Origin of the sequence: Pseudarthrobacter sp. W1I19, from assembly GCF_030817835.1 — a bacterium.
Classification (GTDB): Bacteria; Actinomycetota; Actinomycetes; order Actinomycetales; family Micrococcaceae; genus Arthrobacter.
In genome coordinates, this window is the sequence record NZ_JAUSZR010000001.1 from 1,126,799 (window position 1) to 1,153,706 (window position 26,908).

Genomic DNA, 26,908 nt, shown 5'->3' on the forward strand with positions numbered 1-26,908 from the left:
CTCAGTTGCCTTCCTCGATGGTGATGTTGCTGAAGGCGCCGTCGATCTCGATGATCAGGTGGCTGCCGGGCTGGTCGCTGTTGTAGCTGCTTTCCCTGGTGGTGACACCGCCACGGTTGCCGCCGCTTTCATGGATGTTCCCCATGGCCATGTCCGCCTTGATGTCCACGGGCATTTTGTCAGGGATGACGATGGTCACGTTGCTTGCCGCGATGTCGAGCGGAACCACCACGTCGGACGCCAGCGGGGCCTTGCCGTCCAGCTGGGTGAGGTCGACGGTGCCGCGGCTGCCCGCGACGTCAAGGCCGTTGCGGGCATCTTCGATGCTCGACGGGCTCCAGTTCAGTTGCTGGAACCGCATCCGGTCGCCGTTGTTGCCCACCACGTTGAAGATGCCGCCGACGATGAGCGCTGCCACCGCGAAGAACGAGAGGATACCGGATGTCCTGCCGCGCAGGCCCATCATGAGGATCCCGAGGCCGAGGACTGCTGCCGCGCTGGCCCAGGCGATGGCGTTGGCGGAGTCGCCCAGGTTGATGATGCGGGTGACATCCAGCGCCTTGAGTCCGGCACCTACCAGCAGGGCGCTGCCGGCAACGATCGCGACGGCGGGAGCACCGGGACCAGCGGGACGCACCTTGGGTGCCGGCGGTGGGCCCTGGGGCGGCCGCGTGTTGTCCCAGCCGCTGCCGCCGGAACCGCTGCCGCCGGAACCGCTGCCACCGTAAGCACCGCTGCCGTACCCGCTGCCGTTATAGCCGCTGCCGGACGGGGTGCCGGTGGACGTGCCGGAGGAACTGCCGCCGTAGGGGCTGCCGGTGAAGGGACCGGTGCCCGCGACGTCGGAGTAGGGAGGAGTTGTTGCGGTGGGGAAACCCGCCGCGTATGCATTAGTGCCTGCCGCTGCTGCGCCGGCCGGGACGCCGGCTGCTGCCTTGTTCCGCCGAACCAGGTAATAGATCAGGTAGATGGCGCCGCCCACCCAGAAGATGGTCCAGAGGAAGGCGCCGAATCCATGGTTGCCCCAGCCCCAGAAGCCGCCGCCCAGCCCGCTGAAGCCGAGGATGGTGGCGATCAGGGAACCCGTCATGCCGCTGGTCCAGCGCCCGGCGCCGGCTTCCTGGACGTGGATCCGGCCGTCGGGCTCAGGCAGGAATGCCCACGCCAGGCCATAGAGGAGGACGCCGATCCCGGCGAAGAGCGTCAGGACGATGAAGACGCCGCGGATGATCAGCGGGTCGATGCCCAGGCGATGGGCAATGCCGCTGGAGACGCCGCCGATCCAGCGGTCCTGGCCACGGCTGATGCCGTGGCCGCGGACCCAGCCGAAGAAGTCTCCCTGCTGGTCCGGCATTCCGGCATATGCGTAGCTCCCGGAGGTCGGGGCGGAATACGGGCCGGCCGAGGGGCCGGTGTAGGGGCCGCTGGAGGTGTCCTGGGTGGATCCGCTGGTGGACGCGCGGCCGGGTTCGCCCGTGGATTCATTAGCTGATTCCTGCACCGGCTCCTGGCCCTGCGAGGAAGAGGAAGCCGCTGGCAGTGGCTCTGTGGGGTGTGTGTTGTCCCGTTCGGGAAGGGGCTCCGTCGGTTGGCCGTCATCAGGGGTGGGGGTTTGCGAGTTCATACCTCGATCCTTCCGTCTGCGGCGATTCCGCTCTACTGGGGGACACCCTGAACGGTCCCTGAGTGGCCCCCGGTTCAGGCCGGAACTGGGTCCGGGCAACCCTGATCCGTGTTTGGATTGATCCATGACAACCGCCCCCATCCGGCCCCCGCTGGTCCGGCGCAGCGACCGCTTTATCGCGGGCGTCTGTTCCGGCCTTGCCGCGCACCTGGGCTGGCCGGTCCGCAATGTGCGGGTGGGCATGGCCCTGGCGACACTGGCGGGCGGCGCCGGCCTGGTCTTTTACGCGTGGCTGTGGATCATGGTGCCCACGGCGGATGAAAGCGCCCGGCGGCAGGCCCGCCGCCCGGCGTCGCCCATTGCTCCGGCCGTGAGCCAGGATCATGTCCATGCCCCTGGCCGGACCGACGTTCCGCACAGCGTCCCCGGTTCGGTCTGGGCGGCCGGGCCGGGCCTTCCACCTCTTGGTAGTGTCCCGACGGCCGGCCCCGACACGTTGCCACTTTCCCCGGGCGACCCGTCCTACGCCGGGCTGGGGGACAAGGTGGCGAACGCGCATCACGCAGCGCGGCCCTGGTTCCGGGACATGCGGTACGGCAAGGAAATCCTGCTCGGCGTCGGGCTGCTGCTCGTCGCGGGCATCCTGATCGCCCAGATCCTCGGCGTGGATGTTCCGCTGGGCACCCTGATTCCGGCGGCGGCGGTACTTGGCGGGGCCTCCATCGCCTGGATGCAGCTGGATGAGACCCGGCGCGCGGGCCTCGTGGACAAAACCAAAGCCGACCAGGCCGGTGGCTGGGCCCGGCTCGCCGCAGGATTGGCGCTGGTGGTGGCCGGCGTCCTGGTGATGGTGTCCGGCTCCGGCTCCTGGGAACAGACCTGGCTGGCGTTGCTGGCCTCGGTGGCTGTCCTTGGCGGCGTGGTGCTGGTACTGCTTCCCTGGGCGCTGAAATTCTGGCGCGACCTTGAGACGGAGCGTGCAGGCCGGATCCGGGAAACCGAGCGGGCGGAGATCGCGGCCCACCTCCATGACTCCGTGCTCCAGACCCTGGCCCTGATCCAGCGGCGGGCGTCCAACGAGCACGACGTCGTCCGGCTGGCACGTGCCCAGGAGCGTGAGCTGCGGGGCTGGCTGTTTGCCGATCCGGAGAAGGATGCCGGGCAGCTCTCGGACCGGATCAAGGCAGTTGCTGCGGAGGTGGAGGACCTGCTGGGCAATGCGGTGGAGGTGGTGACCGTGGGGGACACCGAAGTCACTGAGGGCCATGAGGCCCTGATCCAGGCCAGCCGTGAGGCAATGCTCAACGCCTCCCGGCACGGCGGCGGGACCGTCTCGGTTTACCTGGAGGTTTCGGGCGGCCGCGCCGAGGTGTTCATCAAGGACCGTGGCCCGGGCTTCGAACTGCAGCGCGTGCCTGAGGACCGGCTGGGCGTCCGGGAATCCATCATTGGCCGGATGAACCGCCATGGCGGCACTGCCACCATCACCAGCACTACAGACGGCACCGAAGTGCGGCTCGCCTATCCGGCAGCCGCCCCGCAGGCCGAGAAGCAATCCTCGAGCACGGAAGGCAAACCATGAACACCACGCAGGGAGCCGGAACGGGGCCCGTCCGGCCGGCCACACCAGTCCGGGTAGTGATCGTCGACGATCACGCGATCTTCCGCTCGGGCCTGAAGGCGGACCTTGATCCGAGTATCCACGTGGTGGGGGAAGCAGCAACGGTGGAGCAGGCCATTGCCGTGATCGCCCGGGAGCGGCCGGAGGTGGTGCTGCTGGACGTCCACCTGCCCGGCGGCCTCGGCGGTGGAGGACGGGAAGTCATCGCCGGCTCCGCCGCGCTGCTGTCCAGCACCAGGTTTCTTGCGCTCAGCGTTTCAGACGCCGCGGAGGATGTTGTGGCCGTGATCCGGGCGGGAGCCCGGGGTTATGTCACCAAGACCATCTCCGGGAAGGAAATCACCGATGCCGTATACCGGGTGGCCGGAGGAGACGCCGTCTTCTCCCCGCGCCTTGCAGGCTTCGTTCTTGACGCCTTCGGCACCGCCCCGGCAGACATCGCCGACGACGAACTGGACAGGCTCTCAGCCCGCGAACTCGAGGTCATGCGGCTGATAGCCCGCGGCTACAGCTACAAGGAAGTGGCCAAAGAACTTTTCATCAGCATCAAGACGGTGGAAACCCATGTTTCCGCAGTGCTCCGCAAACTCCAGCTCTCCAGCCGCCACGAGCTCACCAAGTGGGCCGCCGAGCGCCGCCTCCTCTAAAACCAAAGATGCGCTATCACTTTTGGTCCTCAACCGCGCTGGATAGCGACCAAAAGTGATAGCGCATCGGGTGGAAGCGTCCTACTGGGCCTTGCCCAGGAAGTCCTGCAGCCGCTGCACACCGGTAGCGAGGTCTTCATCGCCCAAGGCATAGGAAAGGCGGAGGTAGCCCGAGGGCCCGAACGCCTCACCCGGAACCACTGCCACCTCAACCTCGTCCAGGATCAAGGCAGCCAGCTCGGCGGAGGTCTGCGGTGTGGAGGTGCCGGACGCCGTCGGGAATTCCTTACCCAGCAGCGCGCGGACGTCCGCGTACACGTAGAAGGCACCTGTCGGCGTCGGGCATTCCACGCCTTCGATGGCGTTGAGCCCGGCAACGATGGCCTTGCGGCGGCGGTCGAAGGCCACCTTCATCTCATCCACGGCGGTCAGCGGCCCGGACACGGCCGCGAGGGCGGCGATCTGCATGATGTTCGAAACGTTGGACGTGGCGTGCGACTGGAGGTTGGTGGCGGCCTTGATGACGTCTGCCGGGCCGATCATCCAGCCCACGCGCCAGCCGGTCATGGCGTAGGTCTTGGCCACTCCGTTCAGGATGACCACCTTGTCGCCCAGTTCCGGTGCGGCGGTAGCGATGGAGGTGAAGGGAACGCCGTCGTAGGTCAGGTGCTCGTAGATCTCGTCCGTGACAACCCACAGGCCCTTGGCGGCGGCCCACTTGCCGATCTCCGCCACCTGCTCCGGCGAGTAGACCGAGCCGGTGGGGTTGGACGGCGAGACGAACAGCAGGATCTTCGTTTTGTCGGTGACCGCGGACTCAAGCTGCTCGACGGTCACCAGGTAGTCCTGCTCGGGGCCGGCGAAAACCTCAACGGGCACACCACCGGCGAGCCGGATTGCTTCCGGGTAGGTAGTCCAGAACGGGGTGGGGACGATCACCTCATCGCCCGGATCCACCAGCGTGGCGAACGTGTTGTAGACGGCCTGCTTGCCGCCGTTGGTCACCAGGACCTGGGAAGGGTCGACGGCGTAGCCTGAGTCGCGCAGGGTCTTCTCGGCGATGGCTTTCTTCAGCTCGGGCAGCCCGCTGGCGGGGGAGTAGCGGTGGTACTTCGGCTGGCCCGCCGCTTCGATGGCCGCCTGGACGATGTAGTCCGGGGTGGGGAAGTCCGGCTCGCCGGCGCCGAATCCAATAACCGGCCGGCCTGCTGCCTTCAGCGCCTTCGCCTTGGCATCAACAGCAAGGGTGGCGGATTCGGCAATTGCGGATATGCGCTTGGAAACGCGGGCGGCAGACATGGCAGGTCCGTTCTTCGCTTGCAGCCCGGAGGCTGGAATGTGGGATTCGACGAGTTCTACTCTATGCTGTTCACCGGACCCTCCGGGTTGCCGGTTTTGAATGTGACTGCCTTGCAGCCCGCTTCAGGCAAAGGCGTCGGGAAGGGCCGGAAATGGGCCGGTTCGACGAACGCGAAGTTGTTGCGTAGACTGGTTCACCGGTGTTGAAAACACGGATGATGACGTGCGCCCCAGTGCAAGCTGGCGGTTCGTTGTGGTCAGGGTGAGATTCACTCCATAGGGTAGTGGCGCAATTGGTAGCGCAGCGGTCTCCAAAACCGCAGGTTGCAGGTTCGAGTCCTGTCTGCCCTGCGCAAGCTGTCCCGGGCGAAAAGCCCGGGGCAAGCGCAGCAACCATGGTTCTGATCAGGGCCGGGTAATCCAACATTGCAAAGATGAGCGAGGACCAGGTGACCGAAACAGCTGCCAGCAGCTCCAAGGGCCGCCCAGCTAAGAAGGACGCCAAGGCAAACTTTTTCGCCCGCATTGCACTCTTTGTCCGCCAGATCATCGGCGAACTGAAGAAGGTTGTTGCACCAACCCGCAAGGAACTGATCAATTACACGCTCGTGGTGCTGGTGTTCGTGGCCATCATGATGGTCATCGTCAGCCTGCTGGACATCGGTTTCGGAACTGCTGTCGGTTGGATCTTCGGCGGTACCGGCCCCACGGACAGCTAAGGCTGAACCATCCGCAGCTGCGTGTTCCATCCGGGAAAACCGGAGGGAAACACCGGTGTGCGGAATTGAGCCATTTAAATAGGCATGTTAGGCAATGAGGAAGCAGGAGACCAAGTGTCTGAGCAGGAGCTCGAGGTAACCGAGACTGAGCTGGAAGAGTCCGCGGACATCACGGCAGAAGCCGGTGACGAGTCTGAGGTTGATTCCTCCGCGCCCGAAGCCAGCGACGCCGATTCCGACGACGACGCCGACTCTGATGACTTTGACGCAGAGTCCGATGACGAGGCCGGCTCTGAGGAAGAGTCCGCCGACGCCCTCGCCGCTGCCGCAGCCAAGGCCGACGTTGACCCCGCCGAGGAGTTCAAGGCCAAGCTGCGCCGTCAGGAGGGTGACTGGTACGTCATCCACTCCTACGCAGGTTACGAAAACCGCGTGAAGGCCAACCTGGAGACCCGCATCCAGACCCTGGACATGGAAGATTACATCTTCGAAATCCAGGTGCCCATGGAAGAAGTCGTTGAGATCAAGAACGCCCAGCGCAAGGTCATCAACCGCGTCCGCATCCCCGGTTACGTCCTGGTCCGCATGGACCTGACGGACGCCTCCTGGGGCGCCGTCCGGCACACCCCCGGTGTTACCGGCTTCGTGGGCAACGCCCACAACCCGGTCCCGCTGCGCCTGGACGAGGTCTTCTCCATGCTCGCCCCGGTCTTCGAAGAAGAGCAGGCCGAGAAGGGCAAGCCGGTCAACAAGCAGAACCAGGCTCCGGTGGACGTGGACTTCGAAGTTGGCGAGTCCGTCATCGTCAAGGAAGGTCCCTTCGAGACCCTTCCCGCCACCATCTCCGAGATCAAGGTCGAGTCCCAGACCCTCGTGGTCCTGGTTTCCATCTTCGAGCGCGAAACGCCTGTCACCCTGGCGTTCAACCAGGTCACCAAGATCTGATGTCCCAAGAATTCGTTCCGGCGCTGCCCGCTTAGCAGCGCCGGAACGGCCGGCCGCCTTGCCATGGCGGCCAAAAACCTGAGGCACGCTCCTGTGTCCCAGGACGTTATTGAGAGAAGGACCCTACATTGGCTCCCAAGAAGAAGGTCACCGGCCTCATCAAGCTGCAGATCCAGGCAGGTGCCGCTAACCCGGCTCCGCCGATCGGTCCTGCGCTTGGCCAGCACGGTGTCAACATCATGGAATTCTGCAAGGCGTACAACGCTGCGACGGAAGCCCAGCGCGGAAACGTCATCCCCGTGGAAATCACGGTCTACGAGGACCGTTCCTTCACGTTCATCACCAAGACCCCGCCGGCTGCAGAGCTCATCAAAAAGGCTGCAGGCGTCGCCAAGGGTTCAGCTACCCCGCACACCGTCAAGGTTGCCAAGCTGACCCAGGCCCAGGTCAACGAGATCGCCTCCACGAAGATGGAAGACCTCAACGCCACCAGCCTGGAAGGCGCAGCAAAGATCATCGCCGGCACCGCCCGCTCCATGGGCATCACGGTCGAGGGTTAGTCGTACCCGTAGCCTCTGAACCGGGCTCGGGAAACCGATCACGACGACGGGCGGCACCGCCGGGACACCGGCACCACCAAAATTGAAATGTTGGACATCCGGCACGGATAACGGGTCGGAGCACCAACTGTGGCAGGGCCCAGCGCGGTCCGCAGACCACAACTGCACAAGGAGAAACAAGCAGCATGGCAAAGCGCAGCAAAGCATATGAGGCAGCAGCCGCCAAGATCGACGCGGAGAAGTTCTACGCACCGTTCGAGGCAGTGACGCTGGCCAAGGACACCAACCCGTCCAAGTTCGACGCCACCGTTGAGGTTGCATTCCGCCTCGGCGTGGACCCCCGCAAGGCTGACCAGATGGTCCGCGGCACGGTCAACCTGCCCCACGGCACCGGTAAGACCGCCCGCGTCCTGGTTTTCGCCACGGGTGACAAGGCTGAGGCAGCAATCGCTGCCGGCGCCGACTTCGTTGGTTCCGATGACCTGATCGAAAAGATCGCCGGCGGCTGGACCGACTTCGACGCCGCCGTCGCCACCCCTGACCTCATGGGCAAGGTTGGCCGCCTCGGTAAGGTCCTGGGTCCGCGTAACCTGATGCCGAACCCGAAGACGGGCACCGTGACCCCCGATGTCACCAAGGCCGTCAACGACATCAAGGGTGGAAAGATCGACTTCCGCGTCGACAAGCACTCCAACCTGCACTTCATCATCGGCAAGGTGTCCTTCGACGCCATCAAGCTGGCTGAGAACTACGCGGCAGCTCTGGAAGAGGTGCTTCGCCTGAAGCCGTCCGCTTCCAAGGGCCGCTACATCCAGAAGGCCACGGTTGCCACCACGTTCGGTCCCGGCATCTCCGTCGACCCGAACGTCACCAAGGTTCTCGTCGAGGCCTAAATCCTCGTCTGAAGCTCCTGCCGCGGATTTCTGCGGCAAACAAAACCGCCCGGCACCTGCCGGGCGGTTCTTGTTTTAACTGGCGGTTTCATGTTGCCCGTGGGAACGTATCCAGACGGGGCGGGTTCGACGCCTAAGCTATGGAAATGGGCGAACCGGATCCGCACCCATCCGCAGCGGAAAACGCAGCACTGACCATAGCCGCCGTCGAGGTGCCGCCGGCTGCCGGGTCTGAACCCGGGGGAGCACAACCCAGTGCCGGGTTCCAGGCGTGCCACGCACTGCGGGTGGCCCACGAACTGGCCCTCTGGGGCAACCTTGACCGCTGCCCCACCTTGCCTGAGGCATTGGAGTACTGGCGTGGCAACGACTACGAGGAACGGCACCTCTACCTGGCCCGGCTTGGATCTAAAACCGTGGGGCTGTGTTCGGTGACGCTTCCGTTGCGCGAGAACACCCACACCGCCGGAATTGACGTCCTTATCGCCCCTGCCCATCGCCGCCAGGGCCTGGGCCGTGCTCTCCTGGCCCACGCCGAAGCCGTTGCCAGGGCACGGGGCAGGACCTCCCTGGATGCCTATCATGAGGTACCGCTGCAGGGTCCTGACGGCGGCTCCCTGCTTCCGGCCAAATCAGGGGTGGGCAACCTGCCCGTGAATGATCCGGCCGTCGCCTTCGCTGTTGCCACCGGTTATGAACTGGAGCAGGTGGAACGCTCCAGCCGCCTGGAGCTGCCCGTGCCGCCAGAGGTGCTGGACCGGTTGGAAACCGGGGCCTCAGCGAAGGCCGGGGAGTACACCTTGACCGGCTGGGATGACACCTGCCCCGAGGACCTGGTGCAGGCCTATGCCCGGCTCAAGGCAACCATGAGCACAGACGTTCCCATTGCCGGTCTGGACTGGGAACGCGAGGAGTGGGATACGGCAAGGGTCCATGAGGAGGAGCAGACGCTTCTACGCGGCGGGGTCCAGTCCGCCGTCACTGCTGCAGTGCACCGGACCACGGGAGAACTGGTGGCCTACACCGTCCTGAACTGGCGCCCCGGAGTCCCGGATTCCGTAGCGCAGCAGGACACCCTGGTGACCAAGGAACACCGCGGCCGGCGCCTGGGCATGCTGGTGAAAATAGCAAACCTGCGGCGGGCACAAGCGAGATGGCCGTCGGCGCGTTCGGTCCTGACATGGAATGCCAACGAAAACCAACATATGCTGGCCATAAATATCGCACTTGGATTCAAACCTGCAGGTTATGAAGGCGAGTGGCAGAAACGGCTGGGATGATGCGCCTATGGCAAGAGACGTAAAGATCGAGCAGCTTTGGATTCCCGACTCACTGGACGCGCCGGACGCAGCTGACTTCCTGGCCGCCGTCGAGGTGGGCCGGAAAGTCCGCATGCAGACCTGGGGGAGCGATGACCTCGCCTACGGCCCTTTGGAGAAGCTGCTTGAGTTCCAGGACCCCTACGAGCGGCAGCTCATTCTCGTGGCCAAGGTGGACGGGGAGATAGTGGGCACTGTCGATATTGCCCTGCCCCTCACTGACAACCTGGACCTGGCGGAGTTCACCCTTGACATCCTCCCCGAGTTCCAGCGCCAGGGTGTGGGCCGGCGGCTGCTGCAGGCAGCTGAACAGCTGGCCCGCGAGGAGGGCCGCACCATGATCCTGGTGGACACCAACCACCCGGGCGCGTCCCTGCATGAATTTGAACGTGCCCAGCTGGTCCCCGGCACAGGGCAGGGCTTCGTACCGCTGGAAAGCCGCGAAGTGGAGTTCGCCCAGCGCACCGGTTACACGCTGCAGCACATCGAGCAGTTCAGCTCCTGCACGTTGCCGCTGGACACCAAGCTTGTGGCCGACCTGCAGGCGGAAGCGGATGAGGCCAACAACGGGCGGTACCGGCTGCACCACTGGACGGACCGCTGCCCGGAGCAGTGGCTGGAAGCCGTCGCGGCCTTGGAGAACCTGGCCGGGGCCGACGTCGATCCCGCCTTGGATGCGCCCGTCGAGCAGGAGATGGTGTTCGACGGCGCCATCCTCCGGGAGGCCGAAGAAGTCGCCATTGCCCAGGGCAGGCGGACCGTGGTCACCGCCGTCGAACACCTCGCCACCGGAACCTTGGTGGGCCTGACCACCATCACCGTGCTGGCGCACCGCGCCGACGTCGTCTTCCAGGACGACACCCTTGTCCTGCAGGAACACCGCGGCAACAAGCTGGGCCTGTTGATCAAGGTGGCCAACATGGAGCGGCTCACCGAGCAGTTCCCGGACGCGCGGGTCATCTACACCTGGAACGCCCCGGAGAACCGGTACCTCCTGACGGTGAACAAGCAGCTTGGCTTCCAGACAGCCGGCGTGACCGGCATCTGGCAGAAGGAGCTTCCGCACCTGCACACCAGCACCAGCTGACGCCCCGATTTGGCGCTCTCGTGGCTCTCCCGTAGACTGGGATGACCAAAGACCGTCGGTTGTTGGAAATCCACTCTCTCGAGCATTGCTCAACTCTGCAGTTGTGCGCGGGAGAAGCAGTGGGTTTCTGGACGAAGGACCCTCAACGCAGGGCGGCCGGCGCAGGTGAACGAAGCAAAGCTCCATGGACTGATCCGTGTTGAGCCAAGCCCCGTGCATCTGCGCGGGGCGTTTTTAGTTTTAGCTCTCTTGAGCGGGGACCGTCGCATACCGGCACTATCCCCGGAAGGAGGGTTATGGCAACGCCTACCAAGGTTTCAGCAGTAGCTGAGATCACTAACGATTTCAAGGAATCGAACGCCGCTGTCCTGACCGAATACCGCGGGCTCACCGTTGCACAGCTCAAGCAGCTGCGTGTTTCTCTCGGCCAGGACACCAAGTTCGCGGTCGTCAAGAACACCCTGACCGCCATTGCAGCCAAGGAAGCCGGTGTTGAAGCATTCAACGACCAGCTCTCCGGCCCCACTGCAATCGCGTTCATCAAGGGTGACGCAGTTGCCGCTGCCAAGAGCCTGACGGATTTTGCCAAGACCAACAAGCAGCTTGTCATCAAGACCGGCTACTTCGAGGGCAAGGCTCTGAACGCCAGCGAGGTTGCTGCCCTGGCAGCACTCGAGTCCCGCGAGCTGCAGCTCGCCAAGGTTGCAGGCGTCCTCAAGGCCCCCGCTGCCGCAGCTGCACGCATCATCGACGCACTGCGCCTCAAGCTTGAAGAAGAGAACGGTGCACCGGCAGCTGCCGAGGCGCCCGCCGCTGAAGAAGCACCTGCCGCAGAAGCTGAGGCCCCGGCCGAAGCTCCCGCAGCTGAAGAGAACTAAGACTCTTCACCCCACCAGACTCCGGTGTGATGCCCGGCCCCGCGCCGCAGAACACCACAACAGGAAGGACGCCTACCATGGCGAAGCTCAGCAACGAAGAGCTCATTGAAGCTTTCAAGGAACTGACCATCATCGAGCTCTCCGAGTTCGTCAAGCTCTTCGAAGAGACCTTCGAAGTTACCGCTGCTGCTGTTGCAGTTGCCGGCCCCGCCGGTGGCGCAGCTGCTGAAGAGGTTGAAGAGAAGACCGACTTCGACGTCGTCCTCGAAGCAGCCGGCGACAAGAAGATCGCAGTGATCAAGGAAGTTCGCGCCATCACTTCCCTGGGCCTGAAGGAAGCAAAGGACCTGGTTGACAGCGCTCCCAAGGCTGTCCTCGAAGGTGCTACCAAGGAAGCTGCCGAGAAGGCCAAGGAGCAGCTCGAGGCTGCAGGCGCCACCGTTACCCTCAAGTAACAACGCCTTTTCCTGGGAAAGCCCCGTCCACGTTTGTGGGCGGGGCTTTCCTGCTTTTCCCCACTGAGTCGCCGTTGACGGCGTGAAAAAACGCGGTTTGACGACGCTAACTGTCAGTCAGTTGGGCGGCTCAGGCAGGGTCGCTGATATCCGCGACCACAGCGCCCAGCGCACCGGTGAGGGCATCCGCGTCCACAAAAGCGCTGTAGCCGTGCGCTCCGGCGCCCATCGAGATCCTCCGGCCGGTGATGGTGGCGTCCGCATAGACCGGCCAGCTGTTGGTGCTGCCCAGCGGGGTGATGGTGCCGCGTTCGTAGCCGGTGGCATCCAGCGCCACATCAGCCGGAGGCAGGGAGAGCTTGTTGACGCCCACGAGGGTGCGCAGCTTGGGCCAGGAAATCTGGCGGTCGCCTGGAATCAGCGCGAACAGGAACGAGCCGTCCTTGTGCTTGACTACCAGGGACTTCACAATGTCCGACGGCGTGATCCCCAGGATGCCGGCTGCCTCCTCCAGGCTTTTGGCGGCGGGCCTTTCCACAACCTCGACCTGCAGGCCGCGGGCCTCGGCGTCGGCAAGGAACCTGTCCGTGCCGGTGCCGGGTGCTGTGTTTCCCATCAGTCGCGGTACAGCAGGAGCGCCTCGCCCTGCCCGCCGCCGCCGCACAGCGACACCGCGGCCTTGCCCTTTCCGCGGCGCTTGAGTTCGTGTGCGGCATGGCCTGCCAGGCGCGCGCCGGATGCTCCGATGGGGTGGCCCAGGGCGATGGCCCCGCCATGGATATTGCACTGCTCCAGGGGGTAGTCCAGGTCCTTCAGTGACTGGACCGCCACGGAACCGAAGGCTTCGTTGATTTCGATGAAGTCCAGCTCTGACGTGCTCCAGCCCGCACGCCCCAAAGCGTTCTGGATGGCGTTGGACGGCTGGGAGTGCAATGAATTGTCCGGGCCTGCAACCTGCCCGGGCTTGCCCACAACCGCCAGGTATTCCAGCCCGTGTTCTTCCGCATAGGCCCGGGAGGAGAGGACCAGGGCGGCAGCACCATCTGACAGGGGAGAGGAGTTGCCGGCGGTAATGGTGCCGTCGGTGACGAAGGCCGCGCGGAGTCCGGCCAGCGATTCCACCGAGGTGTTGGGGCGGACGCCCTCGTCGGTGGAGACCACCAGTGGATCCCCCTTGCGCTGCTTGACGCTGATGGGCGCGATTTCGTCGTCGAACGTTCCGTTCTTGGCTGCCAATGCTGCCCTCTGGTGGGACTGTGCGGCCACGTTGTCCTGGGAGGTCCTGTCGATGCCGAGCGTGAGGTTGCGGGTTTCGGTGGACAAGCCCATGGATTGGCCGTCGAACGCATCGGTCAATCCGTCATGGGCCGCCGCGTCCAGTGCCTGGATGGAACCGTATGTCCAGCCCTGCCTGGACCCAGGCAGTAGATGCGGTGCCCGGGTCATGGATTCCTGTCCGCCGGCCACCACCACAGAGGCCTCTCCACCACGGATCATCCGGGCGGCGTCGATGACGGCCGTCAGCCCCGAAAGGCACACCTTGTTCACGGTCACCGCCGGAACGTCCCAGCCGATGCCGGCGCCAATGGAGCTTTGCCGCGCCGGATTCTGCCCGGCACCGGCCTGCAGCACCTGGCCCATGATGACCGCCTCCACCTGGCCGGCGTCCACGCCGCTGGCCTTGAGCGCCGCCTTGATGGCATGCGCCCCGAGGTCGACGGCGGTGAAGCTCGCCAGTTGCCCGTTAATCCGGCCCTGCGGTGTGCGTACTGCTGCGAGAATGACAACATCAGTGTTGTCCGCGGAGTTGCCCATGTTTATCTCTCCCGATCTGATTCCGGTGGTAGGCCACCAAGGCTACCGTGACGCTGCTCACCCAACTATTCAAACGCCCGGGCCAGCACAAGCATTCCTAAGGATGGTTGCTGCGTCCTGCAGCTGGCAGCCGGACCATTGGGCCGCCGTCGTCCTTCTTAGAAGCGGCAGAGGCAAGGCACTGCCGCAGCACCCACTCCGGAGCCGGGAAAACCAGTGCTTGCAATCGGGCCGGATGTGGGGTAGACATGTAGGTTGTTTTGCCGTATCGTAGATATTTGCGTCTTCCCTGTTTACCTTCAGCCTTCATATAGCGGTGGGCTTTCGCCTGGCAGCTGGCAATCAACGTGCCGTCAACAACGTCACAGGATTATCGGCACCGGCCCCGGGTCATATAGCGGAACCGGATGGTAGCACTGCGGAGTCATTCCGCAGGGTGCAGCGGGGGAGATCTGAAAACGCCTGAAGGTCTGTGGAAGGATCCCTCTTGGTCGCCTCGAGCACCTCTAATAACGAAACCGCTAACACCGCCGACAGCACTGATGGTGCCACTCGCCGGCTCTCATTCGCAAAGATTCACGAACCTCTTGACGTTCCGAATCTGCTTGCCCTCCAGACGGACAGCTTCGACTGGCTGGTCGGGAACGAACGCTGGCAGGCACGCGTAGCCAAAGCTGTCGAAGAAAACGATCTCAGCGTCGCCACCACGTCCGGCCTCTCGGACATCTTCGAAGAGATCTCCCCGATCGAGGACTTCCAGGGCACCATGTCCCTGAGCTTCTCCGATCCGGAGTTCGCTGACCCCAAGTACACCATGGCCGAATGCAAGGACCGGGACGCTACGTACTCGGCTCCGCTGTACGTCAAGGCCGAGTTCATGAACAACAACACGGGCGAAATCAAGCAGCAGACCGTGTTCATGGGCGACTTCCCGCTGATGACCGAGAAGGGTACCTTCGTGGTCAACGGCACCGAGCGTGTCGTCGTCTCCCAGCTGGTCCGTTCCCCGGGCGCCTACTTCGAACGCGCCGCTGACAAGACCAGCGACAAGGACATCTTCACCGCGAAGATCATCCCGTCCCGCGGCGCCTGGTTCGAGCTTGAGATCGACAAGCGCGACCAGGTCGGCGTCCGCCTTGACCGCAAGCGCAAGCAGTCCGTCACCGTGCTGCTGAAGGCCCTCGGCTGGACCGAAGGCCAGATCCTCGAAGAGTTCGGCCAGTACGACTCCATGCGGGCAACCCTGGAGAAGGACGCCACCGAGACCCGCGAAGACGCGTTGCTGGACATCTACCGGAAGCTGCGCCCGGGCGAGCCGCCCACCGTCGAGGCTGCCCAGTCCCTGCTGGACAACCTGTACTTCAACTCCAAGCGCTACGATCTGGCCAAGGTTGGCCGTTACAAGATCAACCGCAAGCTTGGCATCGACCGTTCCCTTGGCGACAAGGAAGCTTCGGTCCTGCACGTTGAAGACATCGTTGCCATGATCAAGTTCCTCGTTGCGCTGCACGCCGGCGAGAAGACCATCAAGGGCACCCGCGACGGCCAGGAAGTGGACCTGCGCGTCGAAATCGACGACATCGACCACTTCGGCAACCGCCGCATCCGCGCCGTCGGCGAGCTCATCGAGAACCAGGTCCGCACCGGCCTGTCCCGCATGGAGCGCGTTGTCCGCGAGCGTATGACCACCCAGGACGTCGAGGCCATCACGCCGCAGACCCTGATCAACATCCGCCCCGTGGTGGCAGCCATCAAGGAGTTCTTCGGAACCTCCCAGCTGTCGCAGTTCATGGACCAGAACAACCCGCTCTCGGGCCTGACCCACAAGCGCCGCCTGTCCGCGCTTGGCCCCGGTGGTCTGTCCCGTGACCGCGCCGGCATGGAAGTCCGTGACGTGCACCCGTCCCACTACGGACGCATGTGCCCCATCGAAACCCCTGAAGGCCCGAACATTGGCCTGATCGGTTCGCTGGCATCCTACGGACGCATCAACCCGTTCGGCTTCATCGAGACCCCGTACCGCCTGGTCAAGAACGGCGTCGTTTCCGACGACGTCCAGTACCTGACGGCCGACGACGAGGCTGAGGTGCTGATCGCCCAGGCCAACGCGCCGCTGGACGAGAACAAGAAGTTCGCCGAGGACACCGTCCTGGTCCGTGCCCGTGGTGGTGGAGGCGAGCCCGTCCTCGTTCCGGCCGAGGACGTCGAGTTCATGGACGTTTCCCCGCGCCAGATGGTGTCCGTGGCAACCGCCCTGATCCCGTTCCTCGAGCACGACGACGCCAACCGCGCACTCATGGGTGCCAACATGCAGCGCCAGGCCGTGCCGCTGGTCCGTTCCGAGGCTCCCTTCGTGGGCACCGGCATGGAGCGCGCAGCCGCCGTCGATGCCGGTGACGTTGTCATCGCGAAGAAGGCCGGTGTGGTCACCGAGGTTTCCGCCGAGCTCGTCATCATGCTCAACGACGACGGCACCGAGACCAACTACCGCATCAACAAGTTCGCCCGCTCCAACCAGGGCAACTGCTACAACCACCGTGTCCTGGTGAACGAAGGCCAGCGCCTGGAAGTTGGCGGCATCATCGCCGACGGCCCGGCAACGGACCAGGGCGAGCTCGCCCTCGGCAAGAACCTGCTCGTGGCATTCATGTCATGGGAAGGCCACAACTTCGAGGACGCCATCATCCTCTCGCAGCGCATTGTTGCCGAGGACGTTCTTTCCTCCATCCACATCGAGGAGCACGAGATCGATGCCCGCGACACCAAGCTTGGTGCCGAGGAAATCACCCGTGACATCCCCAACGTGTCCGAGGAAGTCCTGGCAGGCCTGGACGAGCGCGGCATCATCCACATCGGTGCCGAGGTTGAAGCAGGAGACATCCTGGTCGGAAAGGTCACCCCGAAGGGTGAAACCGAACTGACCCCGGAAGAGCGCCTGCTGCGCGCTATCTTCGGTGAGAAGTCCCGCGAAGTCCGCGACACCTCCCTGAAGGTGCCCCACGGCGAGTCCGGCACGGTCATCGGCGTACGCGTCTTCGACCGCGACAACGACGACGAGCTGCCCCCGGGCGTGAACCAGCTGGTCCGCGTCTACGTGGCTGCCAAGCGCAAGATCACCGACGGCGACAAGCTCGCCGGCCGCCACGGCAACAAGGGTGTTATCTCCAAGATCCTCCCCGTTGAGGACATGCCCTTCCTTGCCGACGGCACCCCCGTTGATATCGTCCTGAACCCGCTGGGTGTCCCGGGCCGTATGAACGTGGGACAGGTGCTCGAAACGCACCTCGGCTGGGTTGCCAAGACCGGCTGGAAGATCGAAGGCGAGCCCGAGTGGGTCAAGCAGCTGCCGAACCTGCCGCGCGAGAGTGGCCAGACCACTGTTGCAACGCCGGTGTTCGACGGCGCCCGCGAAGAGGAAATCACGGGCCTGCTGGACTCCACCAACGTGACCCGCGACGGCGAACGCCTGATCAACTCCTCCGGCAAGACCCGCCTGTTCGACGGCCGCTCCGGTGAGCCGTTCCCGGATCCGATCTCGGTCGGCTACATGTACATCCTGAAGCTCCACCACCTGGTGGATGACAAGATCCACGCGCGCTCCACCGGCCCGTACTCCATGATCACGCAGCAGCCGCTGGGTGGTAAGGCACAGTTCGGTGGCCAGCGCTTCGGTGAAATGGAAGTGTGGGCGCTCGAAGCTTACGGCGCGGCCTACACGCTCCAGGAACTCCTCACCATCAAGTCCGATGACATCCATGGCCGCGTGAAGGTCTACGAAGCCATCGTCAAGGGCGAGAACATCCCCGAGCCGGGCGTTCCCGAGTCCTTCAAGGTCTTGATCAAGGAAATGCAGTCGCTGTGCCTGAACGTGGAAGTCCTCTCCACGGACGGAACCACAATTGAAATGCGTGACTCTGATGACGCAGTCTTCACGGCTGCGGAGGAACTGGGTATCGATCTGTCCCGTGCAGAGCCCAGTTCCGTAGAAGAGGTCTAGCAGGTGAGGTACGACGCCGGGTGACCGCCCGCCGTCGTACCTTGCCTCCCTCTTTCCGTAACCAAGGGTGCCTGGTGGTTGAGCTTGTCGAAACCCCGCACCAAGACTTCAGAATTTAGAGAACAAGAGAGAACAGGGACCATATGTCCAGCGAATCCTCCTTCGGCCTCATGCAGATCGGCCTCGCCACCGCGGAAGACATCCGCGGCTGGTCTTACGGCGAGGTTAAGAAGCCGGAAACCATCAACTACCGCACGCTCAAGCCCGAGAAGGACGGCCTCTTCTGCGAGAAGATCTTCGGCCCGTCCCGGGACTGGGAATGCTACTGCGGCAAGTACAAGCGCGTGCGCTTCAAGGGCATCATCTGCGAGCGTTGTGGCGTTGAGGTCACCCGCGCAAAGGTCCGCCGTGAGCGCATGGGCCACATCGAGCTCGCCGCTCCCGTCACGCACATCTGGTACTTCAAGGGTGTTCCGTCCCGCCTGGGCTACCTCCTTGACCTGGCACCGAAGGACCTCGAAAAGGTCATCTACTTCGCCGCCTACATGATCACCAGCGTTGACGAGGCTGCCCGCCACGAGGAACTGCCCAACCTTCAGGTTGAGCACGACATCGAGAAGAAGCAGCTCATCGACAACCGCGACTCCGATATCGCGGCGATCGCCCGCGACCTCGAAGGCGAGATTGCCCGCCTCGAGGGTGAAGGCGCGAAGGCTGCCGACAAGAAGAAGGCCCGCGACTCCGCCGACCGCCAGATGGCGAACGTGCGCAAGCGTGCCGACGCCGACATCGAGCGCCTCGAGCAGGTCTGGGACCGTTTCAAGAACCTGAAGGTCGCCGACCTCGAAGGTGACGAAGGCCTGTACCGCGAGCTGCGCGACCGCTACGGCATGTACTTCGAAGGCTCCATGGGTGCCGAAGCCATCAAGAAGCGCCTTGAAAGCTTCGACATGCAGGCCGAGTCCGACCTGCTGCGCGACATCATTGCCAACGGCAAGGGCCAGCGCAAGACCCGTGCCCTCAAGCGCCTTAAGGTGGTCAACGCGTTCCTGACCACCAACAACAGCCCGCTTGGCATGGTCCTTGACGCCGTCCCGGTGATCCCGCCGGAACTGCGCCCCATGGTCCAGCTGGACGGTGGCCGCTTCGCGACCTCCGACCTCAACGACCTCTACCGCCGCGTGATCAACCGCAACAACCGCCTCAAGCGCCTGCTTGACCTGGGTGCTCCGGAGATCATCGTCAACAACGAGAAGCGCATGCTTCAGGAAGCTGTTGACAGCCTCTTCGACAACGGCCGCCGCGGCCGTCCGGTCACCGGACCGGGTAACCGTCCGCTGAAGTCCCTGAGCGACATGCTCAAGGGCAAGCAGGGCCGTTTCCGCCAGAACCTCCTCGGCAAGCGCGTGGACTACTCCGGCCGTTCGGTCATCGTCGTCGGCCCGCAGCTGAAGCTGCACCAGTGCGGCCTGCCCAAGCAGATGGCGCTGGAGCTCTTCAAGCCGTTCGTGATGAAGCGCCTGGTTGACCTCAACCACGCCCAGAACATCAAGTCGGCCAAGCGCATGGTGGAGCGTTACCGTCCGCAGGTCTGGGACGTGCTCGAAGAGATCATCACCGAACACCCGGTGCTGCTCAACCGTGCACCTACCCTGCACCGCCTCGGCATCCAGGCGTTCGAACCGCAGCTTGTTGAAGGCAAGGCCATCCAGCTTCACCCCCTGGTGTGTGGCGCCTTCAACGCTGACTTCGACGGCGACCAGATGGCAGTCCACCTGCCGCTGAGCCCGGAGGCCCAGGCCGAGGCCCGCATCCTGATGCTGTCCTCGAACAACATCCTGAAGCCCTCTGACGGACGCCCGGTCACCCTGCCTTCGCAGGATATGATCATTGGCCTGTACCACCTGACCACCAAGCGTGTCGGTTCGGCCGGCGAAGGCCGCATCTTCGGTTCGGTTGCCGAAGCCATCATGGCGTTCGACGCCCGCGAGCTGCACTTGAACTCGCAGGTCAAGATCCGCCTCGAAGGTTTCGTGCCGTACGCCGGCTGGGAAGCTCCGGAAGGCTGGGAGCAGGGTCAGCCCGCACTCGTCCAGACCTCCCTGGGCCAGGTTCTCTTCAACGAGACCCTGCCCGAGGACTACCCTTGGGTTGAGGCTGTTGCCGACAAGGGCGAACTGTCCCGCATCGTCAACGACCTCGCCGAGCGCTACCCGAAGGTTGTCACCGCGGCAACGCTGGACAACCTGAAGGATGCCGGTTTCTACTGGGCCACCCGGTCAGGCGTCACTGTCGCCATCTCGGACATCGAGGTTCCGGCCGCAAAGCCGCAGATCCTCGCCGGTTACGAGGAGCGCGCCGCCAAGATCCAGGGCCAGTACGACAAGGGCCTGATCGACGACGACGAGCGCCGCCAGGAACTGATCGAGATCTGGAACAAGGCTACGAACGAGATCGCCCAGGCGATGCGTGACAGCCTGTCGCCGATGAACACCATCAACCGCATGGTGTCCTCGGGTGCACGTGGTAACTGGATGCAGGTCCGCCAGATCGCGGGTATCCGTGGCCTGGTGGCCAACCCGAAGGGTGAAATCATCCCGCGTCCCATCAAGTCCTCCTACCGGGAGGGCCTGTCGGTGCTGGAATACTTCATCGCCACCCACGGTGCACGTAAGGGTCTGGCTGACACCGCGCTGCGTACCGCCAACTCGGGTTACCTGACCCGTCGTCTGGTGGACGTCTCCCAGGACGTCATCGTCCGCGAAGAGGACTGCGGCACCGAGCGTGGCCTGGTCACGCCCATCGCCGTCGCCGATTCCAATGGTGAGCTGGTCCTGGACGAGAACGTCGAGAACAGTGCCTACGCACGTACGCTCGCCGTCGACGTCGTGGACTCCGAGGGCAAGGTCCTCGCAGCCGCCGGCACCGACTGCGGTGACGTGGTGATTGACGAGCTGTTCAAGGCCGGCATCACCGAGGTCAAGGTCCGGTCCGTACTCACTTGTGAGTCCAGCGTTGGTACCTGTGCCCTGTGCTACGGCCGTTCGCTGGCCACCGGCAAGACCGTGGACATCGGCGAGGCCGTGGGCATCATCGCCGCACAGTCCATCGGTGAGCCCGGTACCCAGCTGACCATGCGTACGTTCCACACCGGTGGTGCTGTTTCCGCCAGCGGTGGCGACGACATCACCCAGGGTCTGCCCCGTATCCAGGAGCTCTTCGAAGCCCGTACTCCGAAGGGTGTTGCACCGATTGCAGAAGCAGCCGGCCGCATCACCATCGAAGAGTCCGAGCGGCAGATGCGCCTGGTCATCACTCCCGATGACGGAACCGAAGAGATCGCCTACCCGGTCCTGCGCCGTTCACGCCTGCTGATCGAGGATGGCGACCACGTCACCGTCGGCCAGAAGCTGATCAACGGACCGGTCGATCCCAAGCAGGTCCTGCGCATCATGGGTCCGCGTGCGGCACAGAAGTTCCTGGTGGACGAAGTCCAGGGCGTGTACCGCAGCCAAGGCATCGGTATCCACGACAAGCACGTCGAGGTTATCGTCCGCCAGATGCTGCGCCGCGTCACGGTCATCGAGTCCGGCGAATCGGACCTGCTCCCCGGCGAGCTCGCCGAGCGCAGCCGTTTCGAGGAGGCCAACCGCCGCGTTGTGTCCGAGGGCAAGACTCCGGCTTCCGGACGTCCCGAGCTCATGGGTATCACCAAGGCGTCCCTGGCCACCGAGTCCTGGCTGTCCGCTGCTTCCTTCCAGGAGACCACCCGCGTCCTGACGCAGGCGGCCATGGAAGGCAAGAGCGACCCCCTGCTCGGCCTCAAGGAGAACGTCATCATCGGTAAGCTGATCCCGGCCGGCACGGGCCTCCCGCGCTACACCGAGGTCACCGTGGAGCCCACTGAAGAAGCAAAGGCCAACCTGTTCACAGGCCCCAGCGCGTTCAGTGACTTCTCGTACGACACGCTGGGCGGCGACGGAGCTCCTGAGTTCCACGCCATCCCGCTGGATGACTACGACCTGGGCAACGATTTCCGCTAAGGAAATTCCGCCGATTGGCTGAAGGCCCCGGCCCCACATTTGTGGGGTCGGGGCTTTCCCCTTTGCCCAAGTGACTCGCAGCTAACGTCCTCATTCGCCCGTTTCACGACGTCAACTGCCAGTCAGTTGGGGGAGAAGCCCCCGATTAAGGCATGGAGACCGTCCATGCTAGACTTGTTACCAATTGTTATTGTGGCAGTGGATGAGTGCGCCGGTTCCAGCTGAAAGGCTGAACCAGAGCGACGTTTCCGGTTTGCAGGGTTCTTGTGCAACGTATGCCACATTTTTGCATGCCTAGGGACTGTTGGACGGAAGTCCTGCCCTGAGAATGCGATCCGACTATTAAGGCTTCGCCTTCGCCGCCCTGGAGATCTTCTTCGAGGCCCGGGCGGCGGGGCAACGCAACAAGAGAGTGGCCGGAAGCGGCCGCTCCGGATAAAACGGAGAACACGAGAGTGCCTACGATTAACCAGCTGGTCCGAAAGGGCCGCACGCCGAAGGTCAAAAAGACCAAGGCTCCTGCGCTGAATGGCAGCCCCATGCGCCGCGGTGTTTGCACCCGCGTCTACACCACCACCCCGAAGAAGCCGAACTCGGCTCTGCGTAAGGTGGCACGTGTGCGCCTCAACGGCGGCGTCGAAGTAACCGCCTACATCCCCGGTGTGGGACACAACCTGCAGGAGCACTCCATTGTGCTCGTCCGCGGTGGTCGTGTGAAGGACCTCCCGGGTGTCCGCTACAAGATCGTCCGTGGCGCCCTCGATACCCAGGGTGTCAAGAACCGTAAGCAGGCCCGCAGCCGCTACGGCGCAAAGATGGAGAAGAAGTAATATGCCTCGCAAGGGTCCGGCCCCCAAGCGGCCGCTCGTACTAGATCCCGTTTACGGCTCCCCGCTGGTTACCCAGCTCATCAACAAGGTGCTCGTTGACGGCAAGAAGTCCACGGCAGAGCGTATCGTCTACGGTGCCCTCGAAGGCGCACGCGCCAAGTCCGGCGGCGACCCCGTAGCAGCCCTTAAGAAGGCCATGGACAACGTCAAGCCTTCCCTCGAGGTCCGCTCACGCCGCGTCGGCGGCGCCACCTACCAGGTTCCGGTTGAGGTCAAGCCGGGCCGCTCCACTGCACTCGCCCTGCGCTGGCTGGTCGGCTACTCCAAGGCCCGCCGCGAAAAGACGATGACCGAGCGCCTCCAGAACGAAATCCTGGATGCCTCCAACGGTCTCGGTGCCGCTGTGAAGCGTCGCGAAGACACCCACAAGATGGCCGAGTCCAACAAGGCCTTCGCACACTACCGCTGGTAATACTCCCCGGGCGCCGCCGGCTCAACCGAGCCGGCGGCGAACGTGTAGTCCATCCCAAAAGGAGACCCCGTGGCACAGGACGTGCTTACCGACCTTAGTAAGGTCCGCAACATCGGCATCATGGCCCATATTGATGCCGGCAAGACCACCACCACCGAGCGCATCCTGTTCTACACGGGTGTGAACCACAAGATCGGCGAAACGCACGACGGCGCTTCGACCACCGACTGGATGGAACAGGAAAAGGAACGCGGCATCACCATCACGTCTGCCGCCGTGACCTGCTTCTGGGAAAACAACCAGATCAACATCATCGACACCCCCGGCCACGTTGACTTCACCGTTGAGGTTGAGCGCTCCCTGCGCGTCCTCGATGGCGCCGTTGCCGTGTTCGATGGCAAGGAAGGCGTTGAGCCGCAGTCTGAGACCGTTTGGCGCCAGGCTGACAAGTACAACGTTCCGCGCATCTGCTTCGTCAACAAGATGGACAAGCTCGGTGCCGACTTCTACTTCACCGTAGACACCATCATCAGCCGCCTCGGCGCCAAGCCGCTGGTTATGCAGCTGCCCATCGGTGCCGAGAACGACTTCATCGGCGTCGTGGACCTGCTCTACATGCGCGCACTGGTGTGGCCCGGCGATGCCAAGGGTGACGTGACCATGGGTGCCAAGTACGAGATCCGCGAGATCCCGGCTGACCTCCAGGAAAAGGCCGAAGAGTACCGCGCGAACCTCGTTGAGACGGTCGCAGAGTCCTCCGAGGAACTCATGGAGAAGTACCTCGAGGGTGAAGAGATCTCGATCGACGAGCTCAAGGCCGGCATCCGCAAGATGACGATCAACTCCGAGCTCTACCCGATCTTCTGCGGTTCCGCGTTCAAGAACCGTGGCGTGCAGCCCATGCTCGACGCCGTTGTGGACTACCTGCCGAACCCGCTCGACGTCCCCCCGATGGTCGGCCACGATCCTCGCGACGAAGAGAAGGAACTGACCCGCAAGCCTTCTTCCGAAGAGCCGTTCTCCGCACTGGCCTTCAAGATTGCTGCGCACCCGTTCTTCGGCCAGCTCACCTTCATCCGCGTGTACTCCGGTCACGTGGAAGCAGGCGCCCAGGTGGTCAACTCCACCAAGGGCAAGAAGGAGCGCATTGGCAAGCTGTTCCAGATGCACGCCAACAAGGAAATGCCCGTCGAGGGCGCTACCGCCGGCCACATCTACGCAGCCATCGGCCTGAAGGACACCACTACGGGTGACACCCTGTGTGATTCCAACAACCAGATCGTGCTCGAGTCCATGAGCTTCCCGGAGCCCGTGATCTCGGTTGCCATCGAGCCGAACACCAAGGGTGACCAGGAGAAGCTCTCCACGGCCATCCAGAAGCTCTCCGCTGAGGACCCCACCTTCCAGGTGTCCCTCAACGAAGACACTGGCCAGACCATCATCGCCGGCATGGGCGAGCTCCACCTGGACATCCTGGTGGACCGCATGCGCCGCGAATTCAAGGTCGAAGCCAACGTGGGCAAGCCCCAGGTTGCTTACCGCGAAACCATCAAGCGCGCCGTCGAACGCCACGATTACACGCACAAGAAGCAGACCGGTGGTTCAGGTCAGTTCGCAAAGATCCAGATTGCGATCGAGCCGATGGACACCTCCGAGGGCGAGCTGTACGAGTTCGAGAACAAGGTCACCGGTGGCCGCGTTCCCCGCGAGTACATCCCGTCCGTTGACGCCGGTATCCAGGATGCGTTGAACGACGGCGTCCTGGCCGGTTACCCGGTTGTGGGCATCAAGGCAACGCTGATTGACGGCGCCTACCACGATGTCGACTCTTCGGAAATGGCGTTCAAGATCGCCGGCCGTATGGCTTTCAAGGAAGCCGCACGCAAGGCGAACCCGGTTCTGCTCGAACCGCTGATGGATGTCGAGGTCCGCACCCCTGAGGAATACATGGGTGAAGTTATCGGTGACCTCAACTCCCGCCGTGGCCAGATGCAGTCCATGGAAGATGCACAGGGTGTCAAGGTCATCCGTGCGCACGTCCCGCTGTCCGGCATGTTCGGATACATCGGCGACCTGCGCTCCAAGACCCAGGGCCGCGCTGTGTACTCCATGACGTTCAACAGCTACGCCGAGGTCCCGAAGGCTGTTGCCGACGAGATCATCCAGAAGACCCGCGGCGAATAGTCTTCGGACTTCGCAGCGAACAAACTCGGGTGCGCTTGCCGGTTTCGGAAAGCACAGCCGGTGCAGGTGGCCGGGCACGGTCGGATTCGTCCGGTCAAGCCGGTTCCCGGCCATCTGCACGAACAGGCTTTGGGGACTAGTATTAGTTCCTGAATCTGCAATTTCACCAATCCAAAGCCCCCCAAGTAGACTTACCTGAGTTTCTGCCGCGACAAGCGCGGTTGAAGGGTATGTCATTTGAAAACGTTCTAGGAGGAACCTGTGGCAAAGGCAAAGTTCGAGCGGACTAAGCCGCACGTTAACATCGGCACCATTGGTCACGTTGACCACGGTAAGACGACGTTGACGGCCGCCATTTCCAAGGTGCTGTACGACAAGTACCCGACTCTCAACGAGAAGCGTGACTTCGCGTCGATTGACTCTGCACCTGAAGAGCGTCAGCGCGGCATTACCATCAACATCTCCCACGTTGAGTACCAGACCGAGAAGCGCCACTACGCACACGTAGACGCTCCGGGTCACGCTGACTACATCAAGAACATGATCACCGGTGCTGCCCAGATGGACGGTGCAATCCTCGTGGTTGCCGCCACTGACGGCCCGATGGCACAGACCCGCGAGCACGTCCTGCTCGCCCGCCAGGTTGGTGTTCCCTACCTGCTGGTCGCCCTGAACAAGTCCGACATGGTTGACGATGAGGAACTGCTGGACCTCGTTGAAATGGAAGTTCGTGAGCTCCTGAGCTCGCAGGGCTTCGATGGCGACGAAGCACCGGTTGTCCGCGTTTCCGGCCTGAAGGCCCTGGAAGGCGACCCCGAGTGGGTCAAGTCCGTTGAGGACCTGATGGCTGCTGTTGACGAGTCTGTTCCGGACCCCGTACGTGACCGTGACAAGCCGTTCCTGATGCCGATCGAGGACGTCTTCACCATCACCGGCCGTGGAACCGTTGTTACGGGCCGCGCCGAGCGTGGAACCCTCGCCATCAACTCCGAGGTCGAGATCGTCGGCATCCGCCCGGTCCAGAAGACCACGGTTACCGGTATCGAGATGTTCCACAAGCAGCTCGACGAAGCATGGGCCGGCGAGAACTGTGGCCTCCTGCTCCGCGGTCTGAAGCGCGATGACGTAGAGCGTGGCCAGGTTGTCGTCAAGCCGGGTTCCATCACCCCGCACACCGACTTCGAGGCTAACGTCTACATCCTCTCCAAGGACGAAGGCGGACGTCACAACCCGTTCTACTCCAACTACCGCCCGCAGTTCTACTTCCGCACCACGGACGTAACCGGCGTTATCACCCTGCCCGAGGGCACGGAAATGGTTATGCCTGGCGACAACACTGAGATGACCGTTGCGCTCATCCAGCCCATCGCTATGGAAGAAGGCCTCGGCTTCGCTATCCGCGAAGGCGGCCGCACCGTTGGTTCAGGACGCGTTACCAAGATCAACAAGTAATTCTTGTTGAACTAAAGAACGGCTCCGCTGCATCTGCAGCGGGGCCGTTTTTGCGTTGACCGCCCCTG

At 63.5% G+C, this 26,908-nt stretch carries 20 protein-coding genes and 1 tRNA gene; 17 read left to right on the plus strand and 4 right to left on the minus strand.

What is annotated here, in order from left to right; translation table 11 throughout:
• Nucleotide 1 precedes the first annotated feature (1 nt).
• Nucleotides 2-1,624, minus strand: a complete 1,623-nt coding sequence (locus tag QF038_RS05275; RefSeq protein ID WP_307609222.1) for a PspC domain-containing protein — start codon at nt 1,622-1,624, stop codon at nt 2-4.
• Between the two features lie 124 nt (nt 1,625-1,748).
• Here QF038_RS05275 and QF038_RS05280 point away from each other — a divergent pair, with 124 nt between their 5' ends.
• Nucleotides 1,749-3,206, plus strand: coding sequence for an ATP-binding protein (locus QF038_RS05280; RefSeq protein ID WP_307609223.1), 1,458 nt, complete (start codon nt 1,749-1,751; stop codon nt 3,204-3,206).
• Nucleotides 3,203-3,892, plus strand: coding sequence for a response regulator transcription factor (locus QF038_RS05285; RefSeq protein ID WP_307609225.1), 690 nt, complete (start codon nt 3,203-3,205; stop codon nt 3,890-3,892). The genes QF038_RS05280 and QF038_RS05285 overlap by 4 nt, the downstream gene beginning before the upstream one ends.
• Before the next feature lie 81 nt (nt 3,893-3,973).
• On the opposite strand, the gene QF038_RS05290 is transcribed toward QF038_RS05285, so the two are convergent.
• Entirely contained in the window at nt 3,974-5,191 is a 1,218-nt protein-coding gene (locus QF038_RS05290; protein ID WP_307609226.1) for a pyridoxal phosphate-dependent aminotransferase, read from the minus strand.
• Nucleotides 5,192-5,469: 278 nt separating this feature from the next.
• Here QF038_RS05290 and QF038_RS05295 point away from each other — a divergent pair.
• From QF038_RS05295 to rplL, 9 genes are all read left to right on the plus strand, one after another.
• A tRNA-Trp gene (locus QF038_RS05295) sits at nt 5,470-5,542 on the plus strand.
• Between the two features lie 83 nt (nt 5,543-5,625).
• A complete protein-coding gene (gene secE, locus QF038_RS05300; RefSeq protein WP_307609227.1) occupies nt 5,626-5,910 on the plus strand; it encodes a preprotein translocase subunit SecE in 285 nt (94 codons plus the stop codon).
• Between the two features lie 114 nt (nt 5,911-6,024).
• Entirely contained in the window at nt 6,025-6,855 is an 831-nt protein-coding gene (nusG, locus tag QF038_RS05305; protein ID WP_307609228.1) for a transcription termination/antitermination protein NusG, read from the plus strand.
• Nucleotides 6,856-6,983: 128 nt separating this feature from the next.
• Complete coding sequence (gene rplK, locus QF038_RS05310) at nt 6,984-7,415, plus strand: 50S ribosomal protein L11 (RefSeq protein WP_003803853.1); 432 nt, start codon at nt 6,984-6,986, stop codon at nt 7,413-7,415.
• A 185-nt stretch (nt 7,416-7,600) separates the two neighbouring features.
• Nucleotides 7,601-8,308 (plus strand): 50S ribosomal protein L1, encoded by a 708-nt coding sequence (rplA, locus tag QF038_RS05315; protein ID WP_307609229.1) that lies wholly within the window; start codon nt 7,601-7,603, stop codon nt 8,306-8,308.
• Nucleotides 8,309-8,454: 146 nt separating this feature from the next.
• Nucleotides 8,455-9,588 carry a GNAT family N-acetyltransferase gene (locus QF038_RS05320; RefSeq protein ID WP_307609230.1) on the plus strand — a complete coding sequence of 378 codons (1,134 nt, stop codon included), beginning with the start codon at nt 8,455-8,457 and terminating at the stop codon, nt 9,586-9,588.
• 7 nt (nt 9,589-9,595) lie between these two features.
• A complete protein-coding gene (locus tag QF038_RS05325) occupies nt 9,596-10,714 on the plus strand; it encodes a GNAT family N-acetyltransferase (protein WP_307609231.1) in 1,119 nt (372 codons plus the stop codon).
• Between the two features lie 296 nt (nt 10,715-11,010).
• Entirely contained in the window at nt 11,011-11,592 is a 582-nt protein-coding gene (rplJ, locus tag QF038_RS05330; protein WP_307609232.1) for a 50S ribosomal protein L10, read from the plus strand.
• A 77-nt stretch (nt 11,593-11,669) separates the two neighbouring features.
• Complete coding sequence (rplL, locus tag QF038_RS05335) at nt 11,670-12,047, plus strand: 50S ribosomal protein L7/L12 (RefSeq protein ID WP_013601842.1); 378 nt, start codon at nt 11,670-11,672, stop codon at nt 12,045-12,047.
• A 130-nt stretch (nt 12,048-12,177) separates the two neighbouring features.
• On the opposite strand, the gene QF038_RS05340 is transcribed toward rplL, so the two are convergent.
• Both QF038_RS05340 and QF038_RS05345 read right to left on the minus strand, forming a co-directional pair.
• The gene (locus QF038_RS05340) at nt 12,178-12,663 is read right to left on the minus strand and encodes an aminoacyl-tRNA deacylase (RefSeq protein ID WP_307609233.1); all 486 of its coding nucleotides are present in this window, start codon (nt 12,661-12,663) and stop codon (nt 12,178-12,180) included.
• On the minus strand, nt 12,663-13,862 hold the full coding sequence (locus QF038_RS05345; protein ID WP_307609234.1) for an acetyl-CoA C-acetyltransferase: 1,200 nt from the start codon (nt 13,860-13,862) through the stop codon (nt 12,663-12,665). The genes QF038_RS05340 and QF038_RS05345 overlap by 1 nt, the downstream gene beginning before the upstream one ends.
• Nucleotides 13,863-14,349: 487 nt before the next feature.
• On the opposite strand from QF038_RS05345, the gene rpoB reads away from it, so the two are divergent.
• The 6 genes from rpoB (at nt 14,350) to tuf (ending at nt 26,840) form a co-directional block, all read left to right on the plus strand.
• Complete coding sequence (gene rpoB, locus QF038_RS05350; protein WP_307609235.1) at nt 14,350-17,859, plus strand: DNA-directed RNA polymerase subunit beta; 3,510 nt, start codon at nt 14,350-14,352, stop codon at nt 17,857-17,859.
• Nucleotides 17,860-18,002: 143 nt separating this feature from the next.
• The gene (locus tag QF038_RS05355) at nt 18,003-21,902 is read left to right on the plus strand and encodes a DNA-directed RNA polymerase subunit beta' (RefSeq protein ID WP_091415054.1); all 3,900 of its coding nucleotides are present in this window, start codon (nt 18,003-18,005) and stop codon (nt 21,900-21,902) included.
• Between the two features lie 455 nt (nt 21,903-22,357).
• Entirely contained in the window at nt 22,358-22,732 is a 375-nt protein-coding gene (gene rpsL / locus QF038_RS05360) for a 30S ribosomal protein S12 (RefSeq protein ID WP_011692814.1), read from the plus strand.
• A 1-nt stretch (nt 22,733) separates the two neighbouring features.
• The gene (rpsG, locus tag QF038_RS05365) at nt 22,734-23,204 is read left to right on the plus strand and encodes a 30S ribosomal protein S7 (RefSeq protein WP_026531948.1); all 471 of its coding nucleotides are present in this window, start codon (nt 22,734-22,736) and stop codon (nt 23,202-23,204) included.
• Nucleotides 23,205-23,273: 69 nt separating this feature from the next.
• Nucleotides 23,274-25,388: an elongation factor G gene (fusA, locus tag QF038_RS05370; RefSeq protein WP_307609236.1), complete on the plus strand. Its 2,115-nt coding sequence runs from the start codon at nt 23,274-23,276 to the stop codon at nt 25,386-25,388.
• A 261-nt stretch (nt 25,389-25,649) separates the two neighbouring features.
• Complete coding sequence (gene tuf / locus QF038_RS05375; protein ID WP_163161890.1) at nt 25,650-26,840, plus strand: elongation factor Tu; 1,191 nt, start codon at nt 25,650-25,652, stop codon at nt 26,838-26,840.
• Nucleotides 26,841-26,908: the final 68 nt, after the last annotated feature.

Bases quoted from the DNA above. Each gene is read 5' to 3' on its own strand.
- QF038_RS05275 (WP_307609222.1), bottom strand. From the start codon at position 1,624: ATGAACTCGCAAACCCCCACCCCTGATGACGGCCAACCGACGGAGCCC.
- QF038_RS05280 (WP_307609223.1), top strand. From the start codon at position 1,749: ATGACAACCGCCCCCATCCGGCCCCCGCTGGTCCGGCGCAGCGACCGC.
- QF038_RS05285 (WP_307609225.1), top strand. From the start codon at position 3,203: ATGAACACCACGCAGGGAGCCGGAACGGGGCCCGTCCGGCCGGCCACA.
- QF038_RS05290 (WP_307609226.1), bottom strand. From the start codon at position 5,191: ATGTCTGCCGCCCGCGTTTCCAAGCGCATATCCGCAATTGCCGAATCC.
- secE (WP_307609227.1), top strand. From the start codon at position 5,626: ATGAGCGAGGACCAGGTGACCGAAACAGCTGCCAGCAGCTCCAAGGGC.
- rplA (WP_307609229.1), top strand. From the start codon at position 7,601: ATGGCAAAGCGCAGCAAAGCATATGAGGCAGCAGCCGCCAAGATCGAC.
- QF038_RS05320 (WP_307609230.1), top strand. From the start codon at position 8,455: ATGGGCGAACCGGATCCGCACCCATCCGCAGCGGAAAACGCAGCACTG.
- QF038_RS05325 (WP_307609231.1), top strand. From the start codon at position 9,596: ATGGCAAGAGACGTAAAGATCGAGCAGCTTTGGATTCCCGACTCACTG.
- rplJ (WP_307609232.1), top strand. From the start codon at position 11,011: ATGGCAACGCCTACCAAGGTTTCAGCAGTAGCTGAGATCACTAACGAT.
- rplL (WP_013601842.1), top strand. From the start codon at position 11,670: ATGGCGAAGCTCAGCAACGAAGAGCTCATTGAAGCTTTCAAGGAACTG.
- QF038_RS05340 (WP_307609233.1), bottom strand. From the start codon at position 12,663: ATGGGAAACACAGCACCCGGCACCGGCACGGACAGGTTCCTTGCCGAC.
- QF038_RS05345 (WP_307609234.1), bottom strand. From the start codon at position 13,862: ATGGGCAACTCCGCGGACAACACTGATGTTGTCATTCTCGCAGCAGTA.
- QF038_RS05355 (WP_091415054.1), top strand. From the start codon at position 18,003: ATGTCCAGCGAATCCTCCTTCGGCCTCATGCAGATCGGCCTCGCCACC.
- rpsG (WP_026531948.1), top strand. From the start codon at position 22,734: ATGCCTCGCAAGGGTCCGGCCCCCAAGCGGCCGCTCGTACTAGATCCC.